Origin of the sequence: Nonomuraea sp. 10N515B, from assembly GCF_052245915.1 — a bacterium.
GTDB lineage: Bacteria > Actinomycetota > Actinomycetes > Streptosporangiales > Streptosporangiaceae > Nonomuraea.
The window spans coordinates 51,241-71,794 of record NZ_JBQQBQ010000050.1 but is presented as its reverse complement, the minus strand read 5'-3'; the positions used below and the strand labels follow the sequence as shown (position 1 = coordinate 71,794).

General features: G+C 69.2%; 18 protein-coding genes and 1 pseudogene. 10 read left to right on the top strand and 9 right to left on the bottom strand.

The genetic code is table 11. From position 1 onward, the window contains the following. The first annotated feature begins 334 nt into the window (after nucleotides 1-334). Nucleotides 335-2,425 (top strand): S9 family peptidase, encoded by a 2,091-nt coding sequence (locus ACTWQA_RS44615; protein ID WP_443164923.1) that lies wholly within the window; start codon nucleotides 335-337, stop codon nucleotides 2,423-2,425. Then, nucleotides 2,422-3,420, top strand: a complete 999-nt coding sequence (gene mgrA / locus ACTWQA_RS44610) for an L-glyceraldehyde 3-phosphate reductase (protein ID WP_443164922.1) — start codon at nucleotides 2,422-2,424, stop codon at nucleotides 3,418-3,420. Before ACTWQA_RS44615 ends, mgrA begins: the two co-directional genes overlap by 4 nt. Here the strand turns inward: mgrA and ACTWQA_RS44605 are convergent. Next, nucleotides 3,389-5,764: a lysylphosphatidylglycerol synthase transmembrane domain-containing protein gene (locus ACTWQA_RS44605; RefSeq protein ID WP_305923159.1), complete on the bottom strand. Its 2,376-nt coding sequence runs from the start codon at nucleotides 5,762-5,764 to the stop codon at nucleotides 3,389-3,391. The two genes, mgrA and ACTWQA_RS44605, sit on opposite strands and share 32 nt — an antisense overlap. Before the next feature lie 194 nt (nucleotides 5,765-5,958). On the opposite strand from ACTWQA_RS44605, the gene ACTWQA_RS44600 reads away from it, so the two are divergent. After that, a complete protein-coding gene (locus tag ACTWQA_RS44600; protein WP_443164921.1) occupies nucleotides 5,959-7,962 on the top strand; it encodes a molybdopterin-containing oxidoreductase family protein in 2,004 nt (667 codons plus the stop codon). Here the strand turns inward: ACTWQA_RS44600 and ACTWQA_RS44595 are convergent. Together ACTWQA_RS44595 and ACTWQA_RS44590 are read right to left on the bottom strand one after the other, a co-directional pair. Then, nucleotides 7,949-8,347, bottom strand: a complete 399-nt coding sequence (locus ACTWQA_RS44595) for a GNAT family N-acetyltransferase (protein ID WP_327590966.1) — start codon at nucleotides 8,345-8,347, stop codon at nucleotides 7,949-7,951. The genes ACTWQA_RS44600 and ACTWQA_RS44595 overlap by 14 nt on opposite strands. Nucleotides 8,348-8,467: 120 nt before the next feature. Next, nucleotides 8,468-8,881 (bottom strand): annotated as a pseudogene (locus ACTWQA_RS44590) (GNAT family N-acetyltransferase); the annotation flags it as partial. 90 nt (nucleotides 8,882-8,971) lie between these two features. On the opposite strand from ACTWQA_RS44590, the gene ACTWQA_RS44585 reads away from it, so the two are divergent. After that, a complete protein-coding gene (locus ACTWQA_RS44585) occupies nucleotides 8,972-9,421 on the top strand; it encodes a hypothetical protein (protein ID WP_327587652.1) in 450 nt (149 codons plus the stop codon). Nucleotides 9,422-9,434: 13 nt separating this feature from the next. Here ACTWQA_RS44585 and ACTWQA_RS44580 read toward each other — a convergent pair whose 3' ends face one another. After that, nucleotides 9,435-9,821 carry a VOC family protein gene (locus ACTWQA_RS44580; RefSeq protein ID WP_443164920.1) on the bottom strand — a complete coding sequence of 129 codons (387 nt, stop codon included), beginning with the start codon at nucleotides 9,819-9,821 and terminating at the stop codon, nucleotides 9,435-9,437. Nucleotides 9,822-9,863: 42 nt separating this feature from the next. Beyond that, the gene (locus ACTWQA_RS44575) at nucleotides 9,864-10,661 is read right to left on the bottom strand and encodes a class I SAM-dependent methyltransferase (RefSeq protein WP_443164919.1); all 798 of its coding nucleotides are present in this window, start codon (nucleotides 10,659-10,661) and stop codon (nucleotides 9,864-9,866) included. A gap of 103 nt (nucleotides 10,662-10,764) precedes the next feature. Here ACTWQA_RS44575 and ACTWQA_RS44570 point away from each other — a divergent pair, with 103 nt between their 5' ends. Both ACTWQA_RS44570 and ACTWQA_RS44565 read left to right on the top strand, forming a co-directional pair. Then, nucleotides 10,765-12,570, top strand: coding sequence for an acyl-CoA dehydrogenase (locus tag ACTWQA_RS44570; protein WP_443164918.1), 1,806 nt, complete (start codon nucleotides 10,765-10,767; stop codon nucleotides 12,568-12,570). Nucleotides 12,571-12,654: 84 nt separating this feature from the next. Next, nucleotides 12,655-12,918 carry a hypothetical protein gene (locus ACTWQA_RS44565; protein WP_305923165.1) on the top strand — a complete coding sequence of 88 codons (264 nt, stop codon included), beginning with the start codon at nucleotides 12,655-12,657 and terminating at the stop codon, nucleotides 12,916-12,918. Here ACTWQA_RS44565 and ACTWQA_RS44560 read toward each other — a convergent pair. Beyond that, on the bottom strand, nucleotides 12,915-13,208 hold the full coding sequence (locus tag ACTWQA_RS44560) for a Dabb family protein (protein ID WP_327587648.1): 294 nt from the start codon (nucleotides 13,206-13,208) through the stop codon (nucleotides 12,915-12,917). The genes ACTWQA_RS44565 and ACTWQA_RS44560 overlap by 4 nt on opposite strands. 82 nt (nucleotides 13,209-13,290) lie before the next feature. Between ACTWQA_RS44560 and ACTWQA_RS44555 the strand changes: the two genes are divergently transcribed. From ACTWQA_RS44555 to ACTWQA_RS44545, 3 genes are read left to right on the top strand one after another with little or no spacing between them, the layout of a single operon-like run. Next, a complete protein-coding gene (locus ACTWQA_RS44555; protein WP_443164917.1) occupies nucleotides 13,291-14,022 on the top strand; it encodes an NUDIX hydrolase in 732 nt (243 codons plus the stop codon). Between the two features lie 17 nt (nucleotides 14,023-14,039). Beyond that, the gene (locus ACTWQA_RS44550) at nucleotides 14,040-14,942 is read left to right on the top strand and encodes a hypothetical protein (RefSeq protein WP_443164916.1); all 903 of its coding nucleotides are present in this window, start codon (nucleotides 14,040-14,042) and stop codon (nucleotides 14,940-14,942) included. Continuing rightward, entirely contained in the window at nucleotides 14,939-16,114 is a 1,176-nt protein-coding gene (locus ACTWQA_RS44545; RefSeq protein WP_443164915.1) for an adenylosuccinate synthetase, read from the top strand. The genes ACTWQA_RS44550 and ACTWQA_RS44545 overlap by 4 nt, the downstream gene beginning before the upstream one ends. Before the next feature lie 41 nt (nucleotides 16,115-16,155). On the opposite strand, the gene ACTWQA_RS44540 is transcribed toward ACTWQA_RS44545, so the two are convergent. The 3 genes from ACTWQA_RS44540 to pdhA are packed head-to-tail and all read right to left on the bottom strand — an operon-like array spanning nucleotide 16,156 to nucleotide 19,692. Then, nucleotides 16,156-17,610, bottom strand: a complete 1,455-nt coding sequence (locus tag ACTWQA_RS44540) for a dihydrolipoamide acetyltransferase family protein (protein ID WP_443164914.1) — start codon at nucleotides 17,608-17,610, stop codon at nucleotides 16,156-16,158. A 13-nt stretch (nucleotides 17,611-17,623) separates the two neighbouring features. Then, nucleotides 17,624-18,604: an alpha-ketoacid dehydrogenase subunit beta gene (locus tag ACTWQA_RS44535; protein WP_443164913.1), complete on the bottom strand. Its 981-nt coding sequence runs from the start codon at nucleotides 18,602-18,604 to the stop codon at nucleotides 17,624-17,626. Next, the gene (gene pdhA / locus ACTWQA_RS44530; protein WP_443164912.1) at nucleotides 18,601-19,692 is read right to left on the bottom strand and encodes a pyruvate dehydrogenase (acetyl-transferring) E1 component subunit alpha; all 1,092 of its coding nucleotides are present in this window, start codon (nucleotides 19,690-19,692) and stop codon (nucleotides 18,601-18,603) included. The genes ACTWQA_RS44535 and pdhA overlap by 4 nt, the downstream gene beginning before the upstream one ends. A 571-nt stretch (nucleotides 19,693-20,263) precedes the next feature. Here pdhA and purS point away from each other — a divergent pair. Further along, nucleotides 20,264-20,509, top strand: coding sequence for a phosphoribosylformylglycinamidine synthase subunit PurS (gene purS, locus ACTWQA_RS44525; RefSeq protein WP_305923173.1), 246 nt, complete (start codon nucleotides 20,264-20,266; stop codon nucleotides 20,507-20,509). Nucleotides 20,510-20,554: the final 45 nt, after the last annotated feature.

Sequence of the window (20,554 nt, the reverse complement as noted above, 5' to 3'; positions counted from 1 at the left end):
CAATAACCGTCAAAAATGACGGGGTCATACATGTGTGATGCACATGCACTGGCTTTTAACACACTGTTGAGTTCTCAAGAAACGGACGCGTTTTCCGGCGTTTCGTTTCGGTCTTGCGTTATGTCTTTATTCTTTCAGCCGCCCGAATCCCTGTCAAATTGACTGGGCTTCTGGTACAACGCGCACAACACGCCAAGTCCACCGGAGTGGAGGAGGAGTGGGTTGCGCCGCACCGCGTCGGCTTCTAAAGATTAGCAGCGCTCTCAGACCGCTCGGGACGGTTCGTCATGTTCTTCGGACACAGAACGATCACGACCGAACATAGACTCCCCACGTGAGCAGCAACACGCCGCCACTGGCGAAGAAGATTCCTACCGAGCGGACCCATCACGGCGACACCGTCATCGACGAGTACGCCTGGCTGAGCAACAAGGAAGATCCGGATACCAAGGCCTACCTGGAGGCGGAGAACGAGTTCCTCAAGCAGCAGACCGGTCACCTCTCCGACCTCCAGGAGCAGGTGTTCCAGGAGATCAAGGGCCGCACCCAGGAGACCGACCTGTCGGTGCCGAGCCGCAAGGGCGCCTGGTGGTATTTCAGCCGCACCGAGGAGGGCAAGCAGTACGCGGTCTCCTGCCGCGTCCCCGCGGACAGCGACGCGCCACCGGAGATCACCCCAGGCGGCAAGCTCGACCGGGAGCAGGTGATCCTCGACGGCAACGAGCTCGCCGGCGACAGCGCGTTCTTCTCGATCGGCACCAGCGCCGTCACGCCCGACGGCACGATGCTGGCCTACTCGACCGACTACAAGGGCGACGAGCGTTTCACCCTGAGGTTCAAGAACCTCGAGACGGGTGAGCTGCTGCCCGACGAGATCGCCGACATCTTCTACGGGGGCTCCTGGTCGGCCGACGGCTCGGCGTTCTTCTACACGCGCGTCGACGACGCCTGGCGCCCGTTCCAGGTCTACCGGCACACCCTCGGCACCGAGGAGGACGTGCTGGTCTACGAGGAGACCGACGAACGTTACTGGGTCGGCATCGGGCTGACGCGCAGCGAGCGCTACTTGGTGCTCGGCGCGGGCAGCAAGATCACTAGCGAAGTGCGCATCCTCGACGCGAACGACCCCGCCGGCGAGTTCCGTATCGTCCGGCCCCGGACGACAGGGATGGAATACAGCGTCGAGCACGCGGGCGACTTCTTCTACATCCTGCACAACGAGAACGCCGAGAACTTCGAGCTGGCCACGGCCCCGCTCGACGACCCGGGCGCCTGGACTCCGATCATCGCGCACCGCGACGACACCAGGCTCCTGGAGATCGACGCGTTCGAGGGCCACGCCGTGGTGCACTTCCGCCGCGACGGGCTGACGGGCCTGCGGGTTCTGCCGTACCCGAGCACGATCGCCGACTGGCGCGAGCGCGTCGAGGCGGCCGAGCGGAACGCGTACGAGATCGACTTCCCCGAGCCGCTGTACGACGTCGGCCCGGCCGGCAACCCGGAGTTCAGCACCAAGCGGCTCAGGCTGGCGTACACGAGCATGGTGACCCCGCCCAGCGTGTACGACTACGAGCTCGACACCCACGAGCTGATCCTGCTCAAGCGGCGCCCGGTGCTCGGCGGCTACGAGCCGGCCGACTACGAGCAGTTCAGGGAGTGGGCCACGGCCGAGGACGGGACGAGGATCCCGGTGTCCATCGTGAAGCGGAAGGACGCGAGCAAGCCCGCCCCGACCGTGCTGTACGGGTACGGCAGCTACGAGACCTCCATCGACCCGGGCTTCTCGGTTCCGAGGTTGTCGCTGCTGGACCGCGGGTTCGTCTTCGCCGTCGCGCACGTCAGAGGCGGTGGCGAGATGGGCCGCCACTGGTACGAGGACGGCAAGCTCACCAAGAAGCGCAACACGTTCACCGACTTCGTGGCCGTGGCCAGGCACCTGAAGGCGACCGGCTGGAGCGAGCGCGTCATCGCCAGGGGCGGCTCGGCGGGCGGCCTGCTGATGGGCGCGGTGACGAACCTGGCGCCGGAGGAGTTCGCGGGCGTGGTGGCCGAGGTGCCGTTCGTGGACGCGCTCAACACCATCCTGGACCCGTCGCTGCCGCTGACCGTGATCGAATGGGACGAGTGGGGCGACCCCCTGCACAACCCGGACGTGTACGCCTACATGAAGAGCTACACCCCGTACGAGAACGTGGACGGCAGGTCGTACCCGCCGATCCTGGCGATCACGAGCCTGAACGACACCCGCGTCCTCTACCACGAGCCGGCGAAGTGGATCGCCCGGCTGCGCTCGACCGCGCAGGGCGGCCCCTTCCTGCTGAAGACGGAGATGGGGGCGGGTCACGGCGGGCGCAGCGGCCGTTACGATGCCTGGCGCGAGGAGGCGTTCGCGCTCTCCTGGATCATCGAGAGAGGCACGTCATGACCTATCAGGCCGACGAGGCGCGCTATGAGCGCCAGCCGTACAACCGCAGTGGCCGCAGCGGGCTGAAGTTGCCCGCGGTTTCGCTGGGCCTGTGGCACAACTTCGGCGACAACCGGCCGATCGAGAACTCCCGGGCGATCCTGCGGCGGGCGTTCGACCTCGGCGTGACGCACTTCGACCTGGCCAACAACTACGGCGTGCCGTACGGGTCGGCGGAGAAGACCTTCGGCCGGATCATGCACGAAGATTTCCGCAAATATCGGGACGAGCTGGTGATCTCCACCAAGGCCGGCTACGACATGTGGCCCGGCCCGTACGGCGAGTGGGGCTCCCGCAAATACCTCCTGGCCAGCCTGGACCAGTCGCTCCAGCGGATGGGCCTGGACTACGTGGACATCTTCTACAGCCACCGTCCCGACCCGGAGACGCCGCTGGAGGAGACCATGGGGGCGCTGGACCGGGCGGTGCGCTCGGGCAAGGCGCTGTATGCGGGCGTCTCCAACTACTCGGCGGAGCAGACCACGCAGGCCGCACGGATCATGCTGGAGCTGGGCACGCCGCTGCTCATCCACCAGCCGTCCTACTCGATGATCAACCGGTGGATCGAGGACGGGCTGCTGGACGCGGTGGAGGAGGAGGGGATGGGCTGCATCGTGTTCTCGCCGCTGGCGCAGGGCGTGCTGACCGACCGCTACCTGGACGGGGTGCCCACCGACTCGCGGGCCGCCACCAGCCGCTTCCTCTCCCCCGACCGGGTCGACGCGGAGCTGGCGCGCGATCTCAACGAGGTCGCCAGGGGCCGGGGGCAGACGCTGGCTCAGATGGCGCTGTCGTGGACGCTCAGGGACCCGCGGGTGACGAGCGTGCTCATCGGCGCGAGCAGCGTGAAACAGCTGGAGGACAACGTGGCCTGCGTCGACGGCCCCGACTTCACCGAGGACGAACTCGAGGCCATAGACAAAATCACAGAGCGCTGTGCCGCTGGAGGTAGGTGAAGGAGGCCCAGCCGGGCAGCACCGGCAGCCAGAACGTGAGCAGCCGGTACAACAACACGGCCGACGTGGCCACCGCTTGCGGCACACCTGCCGCGATCAGCGCCAGGATGAGCGCGGTCTCGACCGCGCCGAGCCCGCCGGGTGTGGGCGCGGCCGAGCCGATCGCGTTGGCCGTGAGGTAGACGACGGCGACGGCGGTGAAGCTGATCTCACCGCCGAACGCCGCCACGCAGGCGTACAGACAGGCCACGAACGCGATGGTGATCGTGAGCGTGCCCAGGCCCGCCTCGATCATCTTGAGCGGCGACTGCAGCACGTCGAGCAGCCGGGGCAGCACGTTGCCGAACAGCTTGCGCAGCCGCGACGTGACCATCCTGCGCACCGGCGGCACGCCGAGCACCACGACGACCAGCAGCGCGATGGCCAGCAGCGCCACGACGAGCCCGCGCGACGGCGTGAAGGAGGTGGCGGTGGTCGAGCCGGTGATGTAGGCGAACAGCAGCAGCAGCGAGATGTGGAAGACCAGCATGATCAGCTGCGAGGCGCCCACGCTGGCCACCGCGCTCGCCGGCGTGATGCCGCGCTTCTGCAGGTAGCGCGTGTTGATCGCGACCCCGCCCACGGCCGGCGGCGTCACGAGCTTGACGAACGAGGACGCGAACTGCACGAGCACGGTACGCCAGAGCGGCAGCGGTTCGGGCACGAATCCCCGCAGCATCAGCGCGGCGGCCACGAAGCTGGCGAACGCGGCGACCAGCGCCAGCCCCGACCAGGCCCAGTTGGCCGTGGTGATCACCTTGTAGACGTCCACCTGGCTGAGCTGGTAGAGGACGATGTACGCGGCGATCGTGCTGGCGATGATCGTGATCAGCGTGCGCGGACGGAACCGCTCGAGGCGCAGCTCCTCGACCTTGCCCACCGGCTTGAGCGCGACGATGTGCTCGCGGAGCGCGGCCAGCAGGTTTTTCTCCTTCGCCAGGGCCGAGCGGGTCTCCCTGGTGAGCGCTATGCGCTGGAGCAGCGGCATGGCGGCGGCCAGTGCCTCGGGGCCCATCACGGCCGCCGCGGCCCGCACCGAGCGTTCGGGGCCGACGCGCAGCGCCAGGTAGGTGAGCAGCTGGGCGACGTCGAGCCGCAGCAGCAGGTCGCCGGCGGCGATCTCGCCGCTGCGCGCGTCGGTCAGCACGACGCGTCCGTCCCGGTCGAGGTGGATGCTGTCGCCGGTGAGCCGCCGGTGCGCCAGGCGCTGGACCTGCAGCAGCTCGACCTGCTCCCAGATCTGGGCGAGCAGCTCGTCGTCGATGTCCGCGTCGGGCACCTCGTCGAGGGGACGCGTCTCGATGTGCTCGTAGGCCAGCAGCGCGGCCTCGGTGCCGATCTCGCTGGTGCCGAGGAGCCGGGGCGTGCTCGCGCCGGCCGCCTGGGCGGCGTACGCCATGAGCGCCTCGCGCTCCAGCTCGGCCCTGAGCGACCTGATGGCCCGGCGCCTGGTCTCGGAGTTGAGCCTGATGCGCCGCCACAGCCGGTAGGGCAGTCCGGCCACCTGCCGGTCCCGGTCGAGCACGGTGACGTCGAGGCTGCTGCCGTCCTTGAGCCCGATGGCGTAACGGCGGCTGCCCTGGTAGTCGTCCTCGACCCGCCGGGCCGACACCACCATGAACGACAGCTTGCGGAGCGCGGACACCACGGCGCTGCCCGGCGGCCTGGTGTTGGGGCTGCCGACGCCGTACAGGGTGGCGTAGCCGATGGCCATGCCGACCACCACGGTCACGATGGCGCTCGGCAGCGTGATCTGCCGGCCGGAGAAGAACGCCAGGATGTAGAGGGCGATCGTGGTCCACATCAGCATGCGCCAGGTGGGGCGGCGCGAGATGCGGACGGCGGTGGCGTACGCGACAACCGAGGTGAGCAGCGTGTTCAGCGGCTCGATGTCCCGGTCGCCGGTCAGCAGCACGCGCAGGTCGTCGAGGTTGCCCCCGACGAGCCACTGTCCGAGCAGGAACGACCCGGCCATGCCGATGATGGCGGCGATCAGGCCTTCGGCGACCCGCAGGCCGTCACGGTGGAAGACCCGCTCGACGGCGAACGCCGCGGGCACCACGAGCACGGCCGCGCCGCCGAGGAAGGCCGCGATCCTGCTGAGCAGCGGGACGAGCTCCGCGCCCTCCTTGACGTCGGCCTCGAGGCCGATGAGCGTCTGCTTGGCGACGAGGGCGAGCAGGATGACCGCGCCGAGCACGATCAGCGTGGCGAAGAAGCGCAGCAGGTCGGACGGGCGCCGCAGGCGCTGCGGCAACAGCGGCTCTACGACGTAGACGTCGTTGTCCGCGCGTGACTCTGCCACGGCTGGGTCCTCCTCCGCGAGGTCCGCCGCGTCATCTCTTTCCCTGATATCGGCCACCGTCAGCGATTCTGCACCTTCCCGGCCGGACCGTACGATCTCTAGCTTCCAGTGTCCTCAATCCAGAGGCCGCGCAGCAAAGCTACACGGTGGAGCTCCAGGAGTTCATTCGGATTCCGCGACGTAAGCTGAGTCCCATGTCGGGCGAATTGAGGGTATTAGGGGCATGTCCGCTGGACTGCCCGGACACCTGTTCCTGGATCGTCACCGTCAACGATGGCAAGGCCGTCAAGCTCCGCGGCAACCCCGACCACCCGTACACGCGAGGCGCGCTCTGCGTGAAGGTCAACCGTTACCTGGAGCACACGCAGGCCGCCGACCGCATCCTCCACCCGCTGCGCCGCGTCGGGCCCAAGGGCTCGGGCCGGTTCGAGCGCATCACGTGGGACGAGGCGCTGGAGGAGATCTCGGTACGGCTGCGCGGCATCGTCGAGGAGCACGGCGGCGAGGCGATCTGGCCCTACCTGGGCACGGGCACACTGGGCTACCTACAGGGCGCCGAGGGCGTGGCGGGCCGGCGGTTCTGGAACGTGCTCGGCGCCTCCAAGCACTGGCTCAACATCTGCTCGGCGGCCGGGAACAGCGGGCTCAAGCGTACGAACGGCACCCCGGCCGGCATGGACCCGGAGAACTTCTCGCTGGCCAAGCTGATCCTGCTCTGGGGCACCAACACGCTGACCACCGGTCACCACCTGTGGAAGTTCATCCAGGACGCCCGGGCGAACGGCGCGTACGTGGTCGCCATCGACCCCATCCGCACCAGGACAGCCGATCAGGCCGACGAATACCTGCCGATCAGGCCGGGCACGGACGCGGCGCTCGCGCTCGGCCTGCTCAACGTCGTGCTCGCGGAGAACGCGCAGGACGAGGAGTTCCTGGCCGAGCACACCGAGGGCTGGCCGGAGTTCCGCCAGGAGATCCTGCGCCACCCGGTCGAGAAGGTGTCGGAGATCACCGGCATCCCGGCCGCGGATATCCACAACCTGGGGATGAGGCTGGCCCACACCCGCCCGACCGCCATCCGCGCCACGCACGGCCTCCAGCGGCACGCGGGCGGCGGCACCGCGTTGCGCACGATCGCCGCCATTCCCGGCGTCACCGGAGACTGGCGGCACCCGGGCGGCGGCATGGCGTTCTCGACCAGCGGCCACGTCCACCTGGACCTCGACACGCGCGAGGACCTGCTGGCCAAGCCGGTCCGCACGCTGGTCATGACCAAGCTGGCCTCGCAGCTCGACGACGTGAAATGCCTGTGGGTGTACGCGGCCAACCCGCTCGGCTCGACCCCCGACGGAAACGCGATCAGGCGGCAACTCGCCCGCGAGGACCTGTTCACGGTCGTCATGGAGCAGTTCCCGACCGACACGGTGGACTATGCCGACATCGTGCTGCCGGCCACCATGCAGACCGAGCACTACGACCTGCACGCCGGGTACGGGCACCTGTACCTGCTGTGGAACGAGCCCGCCGTGGAGCCGGCCGGTGAGTGCCTGTCCACGACGGAGACGTTCCGGCGGCTGGCGGCGCACATGGGGCTGACCGAGCCGTCGTTGTACGACTCGGACCTGGAGCTGGCCGAGCAGCTGCTGTCCAGCGGGCATCCGTCGCTGGAGGGCGTCACGCTCGACCGGCTGCGCAAGGAGGGCTGGGTGCGGATGAACTATCCCCAGCCGTTCACCCCGTTCGCCGACGGTTTCCCGACGCCGTCGGGGCGGCTGCGCTTCCCGCCGACCGGCCGGGCGTACGTCCCGTCCCACACGGCCCAGGCGGAGGGCTCGGCGTACCCACTGGCGCTGATCACTCCGGCCGCGCACACCTTCCTCAACACGATCTTCGGCAACAACCCCGAGCTGCGGCGGCGGGCCAAGGACCCGGTGGTGCTGGTCAACCCGGCCGACGCGGCGGCCCGTGGCCTGGTGGCAGGCCAGCGGGTACGGGTGCACAACGAGGGCGGCGAGTTCCTGGCCGATGTGGAGATCAGCGACCGGGTGGCGGCCGGGGTGGTGGCCTCGGCGAAGGGCCGCTGGCCGAAGCACAGCCCCGGCGGCGCCAACGCGAACGCCGTCGTGGCCGAGCGGGACGGCGACATGGGCAAGGGCCCCGCCTATCACGACAACCTGGTCGAGATCAGCCCAACTTGAGCTTGTAACCCTCGTGGGAGGCCGTGAAGCCGAGCGAGTCGTAGAAGCGGTGCGCGTCCTGGCGTGACTTGTCGGAGGTGAGCTGCACCATGGCGCAGCCGCGGGCGCGGGCCCGATCGATCGCCCACTGGATCATCGTGCGGCCGAGCCCTTGCCCGCGCGTGGACGCGGCGACCCTGACGGCCTCGATGAGGCACCGCTCGGCGCCGAGTCGCGACAGCCCGGCCAGGTAGGTGAGCTGCATCGTGCCCACCACCTTCCCGTCACGCTCGGCCACGATCAGCTCGTCGTAGGGGTTGGCGTCGATCCGGTCGAAGGCCGCCAGGTAACGCTCGTCGGCGGGGTCGCCCTCACGGGTGGCGCCCAGGGGATCGTCGGCGAGCATCGCGACGATCGCGGGCACGTCCTCCTTGCGGGCCTGGCGGAAGAGCAGGGACAGCACGTACTGCGTCTCCGGGAGGTCGGGCCCGGACTCCCGTGTGATCACGCCGACCTTCCCGCTCGGCACGAATCCCTTGCGGGCGTAAAGCGCGCGGGCGGCGTGGTTGGCGTCCACGACCCAGAGCCGCACCTCCGCGGCCCCGGCGGCACGGGCCCAGGCGACGGCCTCGTCGACCAGCCGGGAGCCCACGCCCGCGCCCCTCGCCTCCGGCGCCACCCACATGGACACCAGATGGGCCCCGGACTCCTCCAGGCGCCCGCACAAGAGCCCCACCTCCACGCCGTCGCCGGTCGCGGCCACCCACCACTGTGAATGCGGGTCTCTCAGCCACTCAGCCCATTTCTCCGCCGGGAACGCGGCCTCGCTCTCATAAGTGGCCCAGAAGGCGTCCGGGGTGTCCAGGAGAGCCCTCAGCCGCACCTCGCGCAGCCGCGTCTGATCCCCCACGCCAAGAGGCACAATGTTGATTTCCTGCATGTCTGAATCATGTCAGGGACGGCTCAGGGTCCTTCCCCGATGCCCCCAAGGGATCCCAAAAGGCACGATTTCCCTATGGAGGAACGTCACATGAACGAAATCAGTCGACGCGATGAGGTCTCGCTTTCGGGCGCCGCCCTGCGTGGCGCCCCTTGGAAGGCCGCCGCCATCGGCGGCGGCGCGGTGAGCGCGGTCAGCTTCGGCCTGGGGGCGCTCACGGGCACCGGCGATCTGGTGTGGGCGCTGGGCCTCGGCATCAGCCTGTTCGCCCTGATCGCCGCGATCGGTGCGGTGTCCAAGCCGAACGAGGGCGACCGGGTGACCCGCCAGGCCCGCGTGTGGTCGCTGCGGCATCCGTGGAAGTTCGCGCTGCTGCCCGCGGGCATCACGGCGGTGCTGGACTACCCGGTGCAGCTGGTGCTGGACGGCGAAGGGGTATTCGGCTCGGCCGTGGACGCGCTGTGGCACGGCGCGCTGGTCTACCTGATCGCCGGCATCCTGACGCTCACGATGCAGGGCCGGGCCCGCTCCGCCCGGTGACCCGCACCCATCCTCAGGCGGTCGCCGCCTCCCGCTCGGCCTGGCTCCGGCACACGCAGAACTCGTTGCCCTCGGGGTCGAGCATCGTCACCCAGCCGCTGCCATCGGGCTGGCGACGGTCGTCATAGACGGTCGCCCCCAGCCCGATCAGCCGCTCCACCTCTTCGTCCCTGGTCCGTCCTTCGGTCCCGTTGACGTCGAGGTGCAGCCGGTTCTTCACGGTCTTGCCTTCGGGCACGCGGATGAACAGCAGGAACGGATCGCGTTCGGTCCGCAGCATCACCTCGTCGTCGCCCGGCTTGTCGCCCTCTCCCAGGGGCAGCCCGGTGGCCTTGCTCCACCAGCCGGCGATCTCGTACGGGTCGGCGGCGTCAATGGTGACGGCATGGATCTCGATCATGCCGCCACCCAACCGGACACCACCGAAAACGTCAAGGTGGTGTCAGCCCCACCAAACGGTGACCCACCGGTCCCGGGGCACCGGCCACATGCCGAGCTCCAGCACCGTCTCCGCCACTTCCGCCGCCCTGGACGGATCGAGGCAAACCCGCCGGCACGCGCTCTCCGCCAGCTCCTCCAGTGACGTAAAACGTTCCAGAGGAGCCTCCCGCTCCTCCACCTGCACGGGGTAGCCGAGCGCCGCCGCCAGCGCCACGCAGTCCTCCGCGATCGGCCGCACCGGCCTGCTCACCCCGTGGAAGTGCTCCCACAGCGGCGTCATCCAGCTCATGGGATGGCGATGCGGCAGCTCCAGCACCACCCGGCCACGCGTGCGCGCGTCGAGCGCCCGCAGGAAGTCGGCCAGGTCCGGGACGTTGTAGACCACGTGGGCGGAGATGGACGCGTCAACGACCGGCACCCGGTCCGCCACGTCAGGCCAGCGGCCCTCGACCGTCGTGACCGGCACGCCGAGCTTGTCCGCCCTGAGCGTGAGCCCCTCCAGCATGGGCGCCGAGGTGTCCACCGCGTAGAGGTGGCCGATGCGCCCGCCCAGCGGCAACGACGAAGCGCCGGCTCCCGACCCCACGTCGAGGAGCGTGCCCTGGTCGGGCAGGGCCTCGGCGAGCCGGGTCATGGTGGGCCCGTCGTCGGGCTCGGCCAGCGCCCTGTCGGTGCGTGTGCCGAACCGCTCCGGCGAATGACTCCACGGATCCGCGGGTGCCTTGGCCAGGATCTCCTCGGGGATTGCCCAGGATTCCAGTCGCTCTCGCCATCTGGCGGCGAGTTCTTCGGCGTCCATGGAGACGAGCATGCCATGCATGACGGGGGTTACCCGCGGGTAGCATTGCAGAGTAAGGTTACTCACCAGTACATAAGCCCCCGGTTCAAGGAGATCTACACCCATGGGCCACTACAAGAGCAATGTTCGCGACCTGGAATTCAACCTCTTCGAGGTCTTCGGGCGACGCGAGATCCTCGGCACAGGGCCCTTTGCGGAAGTGGACGAGGATGTCGCGCGCAGCATCCTCGAAGAGGTCAACAGGCTGGCCACAGGGGTCCTCGCCGACTCCTTCGAGGAAGGCGACAGGCACCCGCCCGTCTTCGACCCGGCGACCGGCAGTGTCGAGATCCCCGAGGGCTTCAAGAAATCGTACAAGGCGCTGGTCGACGGCGGCTGGGCGCACCTCGACCTGCCCGCGGAGCTCGGCGGCCCGGGCATCCCGCGGAGCCTGGCCTGGGCGACGGCCGAGATGGTGCTGGGCGCGAACCCGGCGCTCTACATGTACGCCGCGGGCCCCAACTTCGCCTACACGCTGTGGAAGGTGGGCACCCCGGAGCAGAAGCGCTTCGCCGAGCTGGCCATCGAGCGCGACTGGGGCGCCACCATGGTGCTCACCGAGCCGGACGCCGGCTCGGACGTGGGCGCCGGCCGGGCCAAGGCGGTGCGGCAGCCCGACGGCAGCTGGCACATCGAGGGCGTCAAGCGCTTCATCACCAGCGCCGAGCATGACATGACGGAGAACATCTTCCACCTGGTCCTGGCCCGCCCCGAGGGCCACGGTCCCGGCACCAAGGGGCTGTCGATGTTCCTGGTGCCGAAGTTCCACGTGGACCTGGAGACCGGCGAGCTCGGCGAGCGCAACGGCGTCTACGTCACGAACGTCGAGAAGAAGATGGGGCTGAAGGTCTCCACGACCTGCGAGCTGACCTTCGGCGAGAAGCACCCGGCGGTCGGCTGGCTGGTCGGCGAGGCGCACGAGGGCATCAAGCAGATGTTCATGGTGATCGAGCACGCCCGCATGATGGTCGGCACCAAGGCCATCGCCACGCTGTCCACCGGATACCTGAACGCCCTCGAGTACGCCAAGAACCGGGTCCAGGGCGCGGACCTGACGAGGATGACCGACAAGAGCGCCCCGCGGGTGACCACCACCCACCACCCGGACGTGCGGCGCGAGCTCATGCTGCAGAAGGCGTACGCGGAGGGCATGCGGGCCCTGGTGCTCTACACGGCCACGTTCCAGGACACGATCCTGATCGACCCGGACGACCGGCACGCGCACGACATGAACGACCTGCTGCTGCCGATCGTCAAGGGCGTCGGCTCGGAGCGGTCGTACGAGCTGCTCTCCCGTTCGCTGCAGACCCTGGGCGGCTCGGGCTACCTGCAGGACTACCCGATCGAGCAGTACATCCGCGACGCCAAGATCGACTCCCTGTACGAGGGCACGACCGCGATCCAGGGTCTCGACCTGTTCTTCAGGAAGATCCTGCGTAACCAGGGCGCGGCGGTCGGCTCGCTGCTCGGCGAGATCAACGAGTTCGCCGGCTCCGACGCGGGCAACGGCCGGCTCAAGGAAGAGCGCAAGCTGCTGGCCGAGGCCGCCGCCGAGGTCAAGACCATGGGCGACACCATGGCGGGCTGGGCACTCGGCTCGCTGGACAACCCGGCCGAGGTCTACAAGGTCGGCCTCAACACCACCAGGTTCCTGCTGGCGCTGGGCGACCTGGTGATCGGCTGGCTGCTTCTGCGCCAGGCCGAGGTGGCGCTGGCCAAGCTGGGCGACGGCGAGGACCCGTTCTACCTCGGCAAGATCGGCGCGGCCTCGTTCTTCGCCAAGACCGTGCTGCCCCGGCTGACCGCCGAGCGGCGCGTGCTCACCTCCACCGGCCAGGAGCTCATGGAGCTGCCCGAAGAGGCCTTCTAGAACCCGGTCTCACCACAGAACGCCCGCACTTGTGCGGGCGTTCTTCGTGTCCGGCCTGATGGGTGTGATCACCGTTACGCGGGTATGACCGTCGGCATACTCGCCATTTGCCTGGAGGTCGTCATGGGTGTCGGGGTCAGCATCTTCTTCCTCACGCTCGGCGCCATCCTGAGGTTCGCGATCGAGCCCGACGTGTTCGGACCAGCGGTCCACATGGACGTGGTCGGAATCATCTTCATGATCGTCGGTGGCGTGGGCATCGTGCTGAGCGTCGTGCTGGCCCCGAGGCGGGGCCGCACCTCCGACGACAGGCTCATGCACCGGGAGAACAACCCACCGGAGATCTAGACGCTCAGCTGCGCGGCCGCACGCGTCGCCAGGATGGGCTTGATGTGCTGGGCGATCACGGCCTGGTGCTGCGGGTGGTCGCGGTAGACCAGGTAGTCCTCGACACTGTCGAAGTCGGCCACCACCGCGTAGTCGTGGTTGCCCTGGTTGATGCCGGCGTCCGGGCCCACCGTGTAGGAGCGCAGCTGCGGGATGGCGGCGGGCAGCTTGCGCAACTCGGCCGTCACCGCGGCCTTCTGCTCGTCGGTCGCGTCGTCGGTCCATGTGAACAGCACGATGTGGCGAATCATGCGGCAAACACTATCGACATCCCTTCATGGGCAGGATTATTCTCAGACTGAGATTGACTCAGAATGAGAAGGACGTGCGCGCGTGGAGGACTTCCTGGCCGACTACAACCCGCGGCTCTACGCCCCGGTCGCGGTGACGGTCGACGTGGTGGCGCTGACCATCCGCGACCGGCGGCTGCACGTCCTGATCGTCGAGCGGGGCGTGGAGCCGTACGCGGGGGTGTGGGCGTTGCCCGGCGGGTTCATCAGGCCCGACGAGGACCTGGCCGAGGCGGCGGTGCGCGAGCTGGCCGAGGAGACCGGCGTGGCCACCAGGCCGGCGCACCTCGAGCAGCTCGCCAGCTACGGCAGTCCAGGGCGGGATCCGCGGATGCGCGTGGTGTCGATCTCCTACCTCGCCTTCGCCCCCGACCTGCCCGACCCGCAGGCCGGCACCGACGCGGCCGCGGCCGTCTGGCAGCCGGTGGACGACGTGCCGCCGCTGGCCTTCGACCACGCCCGCATCCTGGCCGACGGGGTCGAGCGAGCCCGGTCGAAGCTGGAGTACACGCCGCTGGCCACGGCGTTCGCAGGCGAGCTGTTCACCATCTCCGACCTGCGGCTGATCTACGAGAGCGTGTGGGGCACGCCGCTGCACGCGGGCAACTTCCACCGCAAGGTCCTGTCCGTGCCCGGGTTCGTCGAGGGCACGGGACAGACCACCGAGACGGGCGGCCCCAAGGGCGGGCCGCGCGCCAAGCTCTACCGCGCCGGCGACGCGCGGCTGCTCCACCCCGCGCTGCTGCGACCGGCGCGCGAGGAGGAAATCCGATGACCTTAAGGAGATAGATCATGGGCAGCGGAATCTGGTCCGCGGACGTCTACACCTCGGCCGCCCGTTACCGCGCGGCCTGCGGCCGCAGCGCCTTCGCCTACAGCGACGAGGGCGCCATGACCACCCATCCCGACCTCGACCCGTACGGCGTCACCCGCGAGTGCCGCGACTCCGCCGAGCACCCTGACTCGCTGGCCGTCGCGGTCCTGTTCGACGTCACGGGATCCATGGGGCGGGTGCCCCGCATCCTGCAGAGCAAGCTGCCCGACCTGCTCGGGTTGCTGCGGCGCAAGGGGTACGCCACCGACCCGCAGATCATGTTCGGCGCGATCGGCGACGCCACCTGCGACCGGGCGCCGCTGCAGATCGGGCAGTTCGAGTCCGACAACCGGATGGACGACCAGTTCGGGATGATCCTGCTGGAGGGCGGGGGCGGCGGGCAGAAGCGGGAGTCGTACGAGCTGGCCATGTACTTCATGGCCAGGCACACCTCGATCGACTGCTTCGAGAAGCGCGGCAAGCGCGGCTACCTGTTCATCATCGGCGATGAGATGCCCTACCTGCGGCTGTCCGCGCGGGAGGCCAGGGACGTCATCGGTGACCGCGTGCCGGGGCGCATGCCTGTCGAGCAGATCGCCGACGAGCTCCTGACGAAGTACGACACGTACTTCGTCGTGCCACGCGGGGCCAGCCACGCCGGCGACCGCGACGTCCTCGGCATCTGGCGGCACCTGCTCGGCCAGAACGTGCTGGAGCTCGACGACCTCGGCGCCGTGTGCGAGACCATCGCGCTCACCATCGGGCTCGGCGAGGACGCCATCGATCTGGACGAAGGGCTGAATCACCTGTCCGAGCTGGGCTCCGGCGCGGGCGGGTCGGTGTCGCGGGCGCTCGGACGGGAACCGCGGCGGCGGGGATGAGTGAGCACGTCATCGTCGTCGATCTCGGGTACGGCGACGCGGGCAAGGGCACCGTCGTGGACTGGCTGTGCGCCACGCGGGATGTGCGGGCGGTGGTGCGCTTCAACGGCGGTGCCCAAGCCGGGCACAACGTGGTGCTGCCCGACGGGCGGCACCACACGTTCGCCCAATTCGGGGCCGGGACGTTACGCGGGGTGCCGACGCATCTGTCGAGGTTCGTGGTGGTCGATCCGCTGGCGTTGGCGGCGGAGGCGGCGCATCTGGAGCTGCTGGGGGTGCCGGATCCGTTCTCGTTGATCACGGTGGATCGGGACGCGCTGCTCGCGACGCCGTACCACGTCGAAGCCGGGCGGCAGCGGGAGCTGGCGCGCGGGCAGGAGCGGCACGGGTCGTGCGGGATGGGTGTCGGGGAGGTGATGGCGTACTGGCTGGAGCACGGCCCGCAGGCGCCGCGTGCCGGGGATCCGCCCAGGGTGCTGGAGCGCAAGCTGCGGGTCCTGCGGGAGGCTCTCGGCGTGCAGGGGCCGCCTATGGAGGACTGCGTGGCCGCCTACCGGGCCTTCCAGGAGCGGGTGCGGCTCGTGGACCCGTCCTTCGCGGGGCGACTGGTCGCGTCGGGGCCGGTCGTCTTCGAAGGGGCTCAGGGGGTGCTGCTGGATGAGAACTGGGGGTTCGACCCGTACACGACGTGGAGCACGACCACGTTCGACAACGCGGAGGAGCTGCTCGGCGGGGTGGGGGCGGTGCGGCTGGGAGTGCTGCGGACGTACACGACCAGGCACGGGCCCGGGCCGCTGATGACCGAGGATCCGGCGCTGGATCCACCCGAGCCGCACAACGTGACCGGGCCGTGGCAGGGGCCGTTCCGGTCGGGGCACTTCGACGCGGTCGCGCACCGGTACGCCGCCGAGGCGGCCGGCGGGGTGGACCTCCTGGCGCTCACCCACCTCGACGTGCCGGTCTCACGGATGTGTGTCGCCTACGATCCACCGGTCTCTTTCACGCGGGACGACGAGCGGACCGCGCGGATGATGCGGGCGCGGCCGATTTTCGAAGACGGTGTATCAGACTGGGTCTCCGCTGTCTCAGACGTCATGGGAGCGCCCGTGTGGATCGCATCGCACGGGCCCACCGCGGAGAGCAAACGTGCTCTCGTGCCGGGCCCGCGGTGATCGCCGGGAGAGGGGTCCTCCCGGCGGTCACCGTCTCCCGCTCAGCTCCAGGCGAGGATGGCGAGCGGGTCCTCGAGCATCGCGCCCACGTCGCGTAGGAACAGCGAGCCCAGCTCGCCGTCCACGATCCGGTGGTCGAAGGAGAGCGACAACGTCGTCACCTTGCGGACCGCCAGCTCGCCGTCCACCACCCATGGCATGTCCCTGATCTGGCCGAAGGCCAGGATCGCGGCCTCGCCAGGGTTCAGGATGGGGGTGCCGGTGTCCACGCCGAACACGCCCACGTTGGTGATCGTGATCGTGCCGCCGGCCATCTCGGCGGGCTGGGTACGGCCTGCCCTGGCCGTCTCCGTCAGCTGGGCCAGGTGCTTGGCCAGGCCGGGGAGCGACAAGGTGTGGGCGTTCTTGATGTTGGGCACCACCAGGCCCCTGGGGGTGGCGGCGGCGATCCCCAGGTTCACGTAGTGCTTGATGACGATCTCCTGGGCCTCCTCGTCCCACGAAGAGTTGATCACGGAGTGCCGTCCGGCCGCCGTCAGCACCGCCTTGGCCACCAGGAGCAGCGGGGAGACCTTGACGTCGGCGAACTCGGGGAGGGCCCGCAGGCGGTGGACGGCCTCCATGGTCCTCGTCACGTCGATCTGGAGGAACTCGGTGACGTGCGGGGCGGTGTAGGCGCTCGTGACCATGGCCTGGGCGGTCATCTTGCGCACGCCCTTGATGGGGATGCGCTCTTCCAGCTCTCGCGGCTGCAGCCGTTCGGGGGCGACTGCCGGCGCCTCTGCCGCGGCGTGGACGTCGTCGCGGGTGATCGAGCCCTCTGGGCCCGTGCCGGTGATCGTGGCGAGGTCCACGCCCAGGTCCTTGGCGAGCTTGCGGACCGGGGGCTTGGCCAGCACGGCCGCCCGGCCGGGCGCCGTCGGCGGTGCCGTAGCGCCTTCCGAAGGAGCCGCGACTTCCGTGGGGCGACCGCCTACTGCCACGCGGGACGGACCGGAGGGGGCGGGGATGTCGGCTGGAGGGCGTTTGCGGGGGCGGCGTTTCGTCGCGCCCGTCTTGACGCCGTAGCCGACCAGGACCGACTGGCGTTCCTCCTTCGGGGCCGGGCCGCCGTGGGCGCCCGGCTCGACGGCGCCCTCCGCCGCCGGCTTTGGGACCATGTCATCGGCCAGGGCCTCGACCCGGTCCGCGGGCTCGGTGCGGGCGGCGGCCTCCGTGCCCGCGGGCGCCGCGGCCACTCCAGGGGCGCCTTCCTCCTCGGCGGTCTCGACGGCGAGGATCGGGACGCCCACGTCGACCGTCTGGCCTTCCTCAGCCAGCAGGCCGGCCACCACCCCGTCCCACGGGCTGAACAGCTCGACGGCCGACTTGGCCGTCTCGATCTCCACGACGGTCTGGTTGACCTTCACGGCGTCGCCCGGCTTGACGTGCCAGCGGAGGATCTCGGCCTCGATCAGGCCCTCCCCGACGTCCGGGAGCTTGTACTCACGTCGCATGCGCAGCCCTCTCTCAGTACCCGAAGGTGCGGTCGACGGCGTCGAGCACCCGGTCCAGGTCGGGCAGGTAGTGCTCCTCCAGCTTCGACGGGGGGTAGGGGGTGGAGAAGCCGCCGACCCGCAGGACGGGGGCCTCCAGGTGGTAGAAGCACTGCTCGATGATCCTGGCCGCCAGCTCAGCCCCGAACCCGCTGTTCACGGGTGCCTCGTGGACGACCACGACCCGCCCGGTCCGGCGTACGGAGTCCATGACCACCGGCTCGTCCAGCGGGTTGAGCGAGCGCAGGTCCACGACCTCCAGCGAACGCCCTTCCTCCTCCGCGGCCGCAGCGGCCTCCAGGCACGTCTTGACCATGGGCCCGTACGCCAGCAACGTCACGTCGGCCCCCGACCGGACCACCTTGGCCGCGTGCAGTGGCGTCCACCAGTCGGTGGACGTGGTGTCGATGTCGGCCTTCTCCCAGTAGCGGCGCTTCGGCTCGAAGAACAGCACCGGGTCGTCGCTGCGGATGGCCTGCTGGATCATGGTGTACGCGTCGGCCGGGTTGGAGCAGGCCACGACGCGCAGCCCGGCGGTGTGGGTGAAGTACGCCTCGGGGGACTCGCTGTGGTGCTCGACCGCGCCGATGCCGCCACCGCACGGGATGCGGACGACCACCGGCAGCTTGATCTCTCCCAGCGACCGCATCGGCATCTTGGCCAGCTGGGTGATGATCTGGTCGGCGGCCGGGAAGACGAAGCCGTCGAACTGGATCTCGCAGACCGGGCGGTAGCCGCGCAGCGCCAGGCCGATCGCGGTGCCGATGATGCCGGACTCGGCCAGCGGCGTGTCGATGACCCGGTCCTCGCCGAAGTCCTTCTGCAGCCCGTCGGTGACCCTGAAGACGCCGCCCAGCTTGCCGACGTCCTCGCCCATGATGAGGACCTTGGGGTCGTCCTCCATGGCCTTGCGCATGCCCTCGTTCAGCGCCTTTGAGAGGGACAAAACTGTCATTTCTCAAACCCCTCCAGGTACGCGGCGAACTGGGCACGCTCCCGGTCGATCAGGGCGTGGGGCTCGCGGTAGACGTGGTCGAAGATGTCGAGCGGCTCGGGATCCGGCATGGCCAGGCACCTCCTGCGCAGGTCGGCGCCCAGCTGCTCGGCCTCGCCGTCGATGGAGTCGAAGAACGCCTGGTCGGCCAGCTCGTTCCTGAACAGGTAGGCCTTCACCCGCTCGATCGGGTCCTTGAGCTTCCACGCCTCCAGCTCGCTGGCCACGCGGTAACGCGTCGGGTCGTCGGTGGTGGTGTGCGCGCCCATCCGGTACGTGAACGCCTCGATGAGCGTCGGCCCCTGCCCCGTACGCGCCGCCTCCAGCGCCTTACGCGTGACCGCCAGGCACGCGAACACGTCATTGCCGTCCACCCGGACCCCCGGGAAGCCGAAGCCGGACGCGCGGCGATAGAGCGGGATGCGGGTCTGCTTCTCCAGCGGCTCGGAAATGGCCCACTGGTTGTTCTGGCAGAAGAACACGATCGGCGCGTTGAACACGCTGGCCCAGATGAACGACTCGTTCACGTCGCCCTGCGAGGTGGCGCCGTCGCCGAAGTAGACGATCGTGGCGGCGTTGGCGTCGTCACGCTGGATGCCCATGGCGTACCCGACCGCGTGCAGCGTCTGGCTGCCGATCACGATCGTGTAGAGGTGGAAGTTGTGCTCCTTCGGGTCCCAGCCGCCGTGGTTGACACCCCTGAACAGGCCGAGCAGCTTGACCGGGTCCACGTCCCTGCACCACGCCACGCCGTGCTCGCGGTAGGTGGGAAAGGCCATGTCCACGTCGGTGAGCGCGCGCCCTGAGCCGATCTGAGCGGCCTCCTGGCCCAGCAGCGATGCCCAGATGCCCAGCTCCCCGTGGCGCTGCAACGCCACGGCTTCCAGGTCGACGCGACGGACGAGCACCAGGTCGCGGTAGAGCGACCGGACCTCCTCCGGCGTCAGGTCGATGTCGTAGTCGGGATGCTCGACCCGCTCTCCCTCGGGGGTGAGCAGCTGGACGAGCTCTGGAGGTGCTTCAGCACCACGAGAGGCTTCAACTGTCATGAGGTCGACTCCGTCGCCCTCATAACAGCTGTGCTGCGCTTATTGATGACCTCGACAAGCTCGGTCATGCGCCACTCCTGATGATCTCGGGGCCGGTGCCGATGGGGTCGCCACCTTCCGGCATTCCTGAAGCACGAACCAGGTGGTGGTGGTTCGTGCCTGTTTGGGGCCATAGTGGCAGACATCACAGCCCAGCGCGCAAGCCCCATGCCCTAGCCGTTCCCCTTGCGCCCGCAACCACACGCCACCGGTAGGGTAAGGACTGTTGCCGGGTGTCCGACTGACACCCGGTCCCCGCCCCAGTGGTGTCCGCACCAACGGGACAGCGTCCGGCGGGGCGGTGGCCCAAGAGCCGCACTCCATCCAGGAATGCGAAGTCAGGCCCCGACAACGCGGTTCTCAACCACGGTCCGCCCGGCTCGCCGGACGGATGCGGCATCGGCTTCCACCGGATCGCTGCCCAGCCTCGGCCGGCAGGCGACGAGGCGCCGATGTTCGCGTTAGTGATGTAAAACACAGAGATCCGAAGACGCTGGCTTTCCCAACTCCACCCGTATGTAGGAGGAACGCAGTGGCACGCGTCATCGTGGACGTCATGCTGAAGCCCGAGATCCTCGACCCGCAGGGCCAGGCGATCGCACGAGCGCTGCCCAGGCTCGGCTTCTCCGGCGTCTCGGCCGTTCGGCAAGGCAAGCGTTTCGAGGTCGAGCTCGAGGGCCCGGCCGACGAGGCGGCGCTCGCCGAGGTGCGCAAGATGGCCGAGACGCTGCTGGCCAACACGGTGATCGAGGACTACAGCGTGCGGGTCGAGGGGTAGAAGGAAGATATGCCGCCCCGGTTTCCCCCTGGGTGCTTAAAGCCG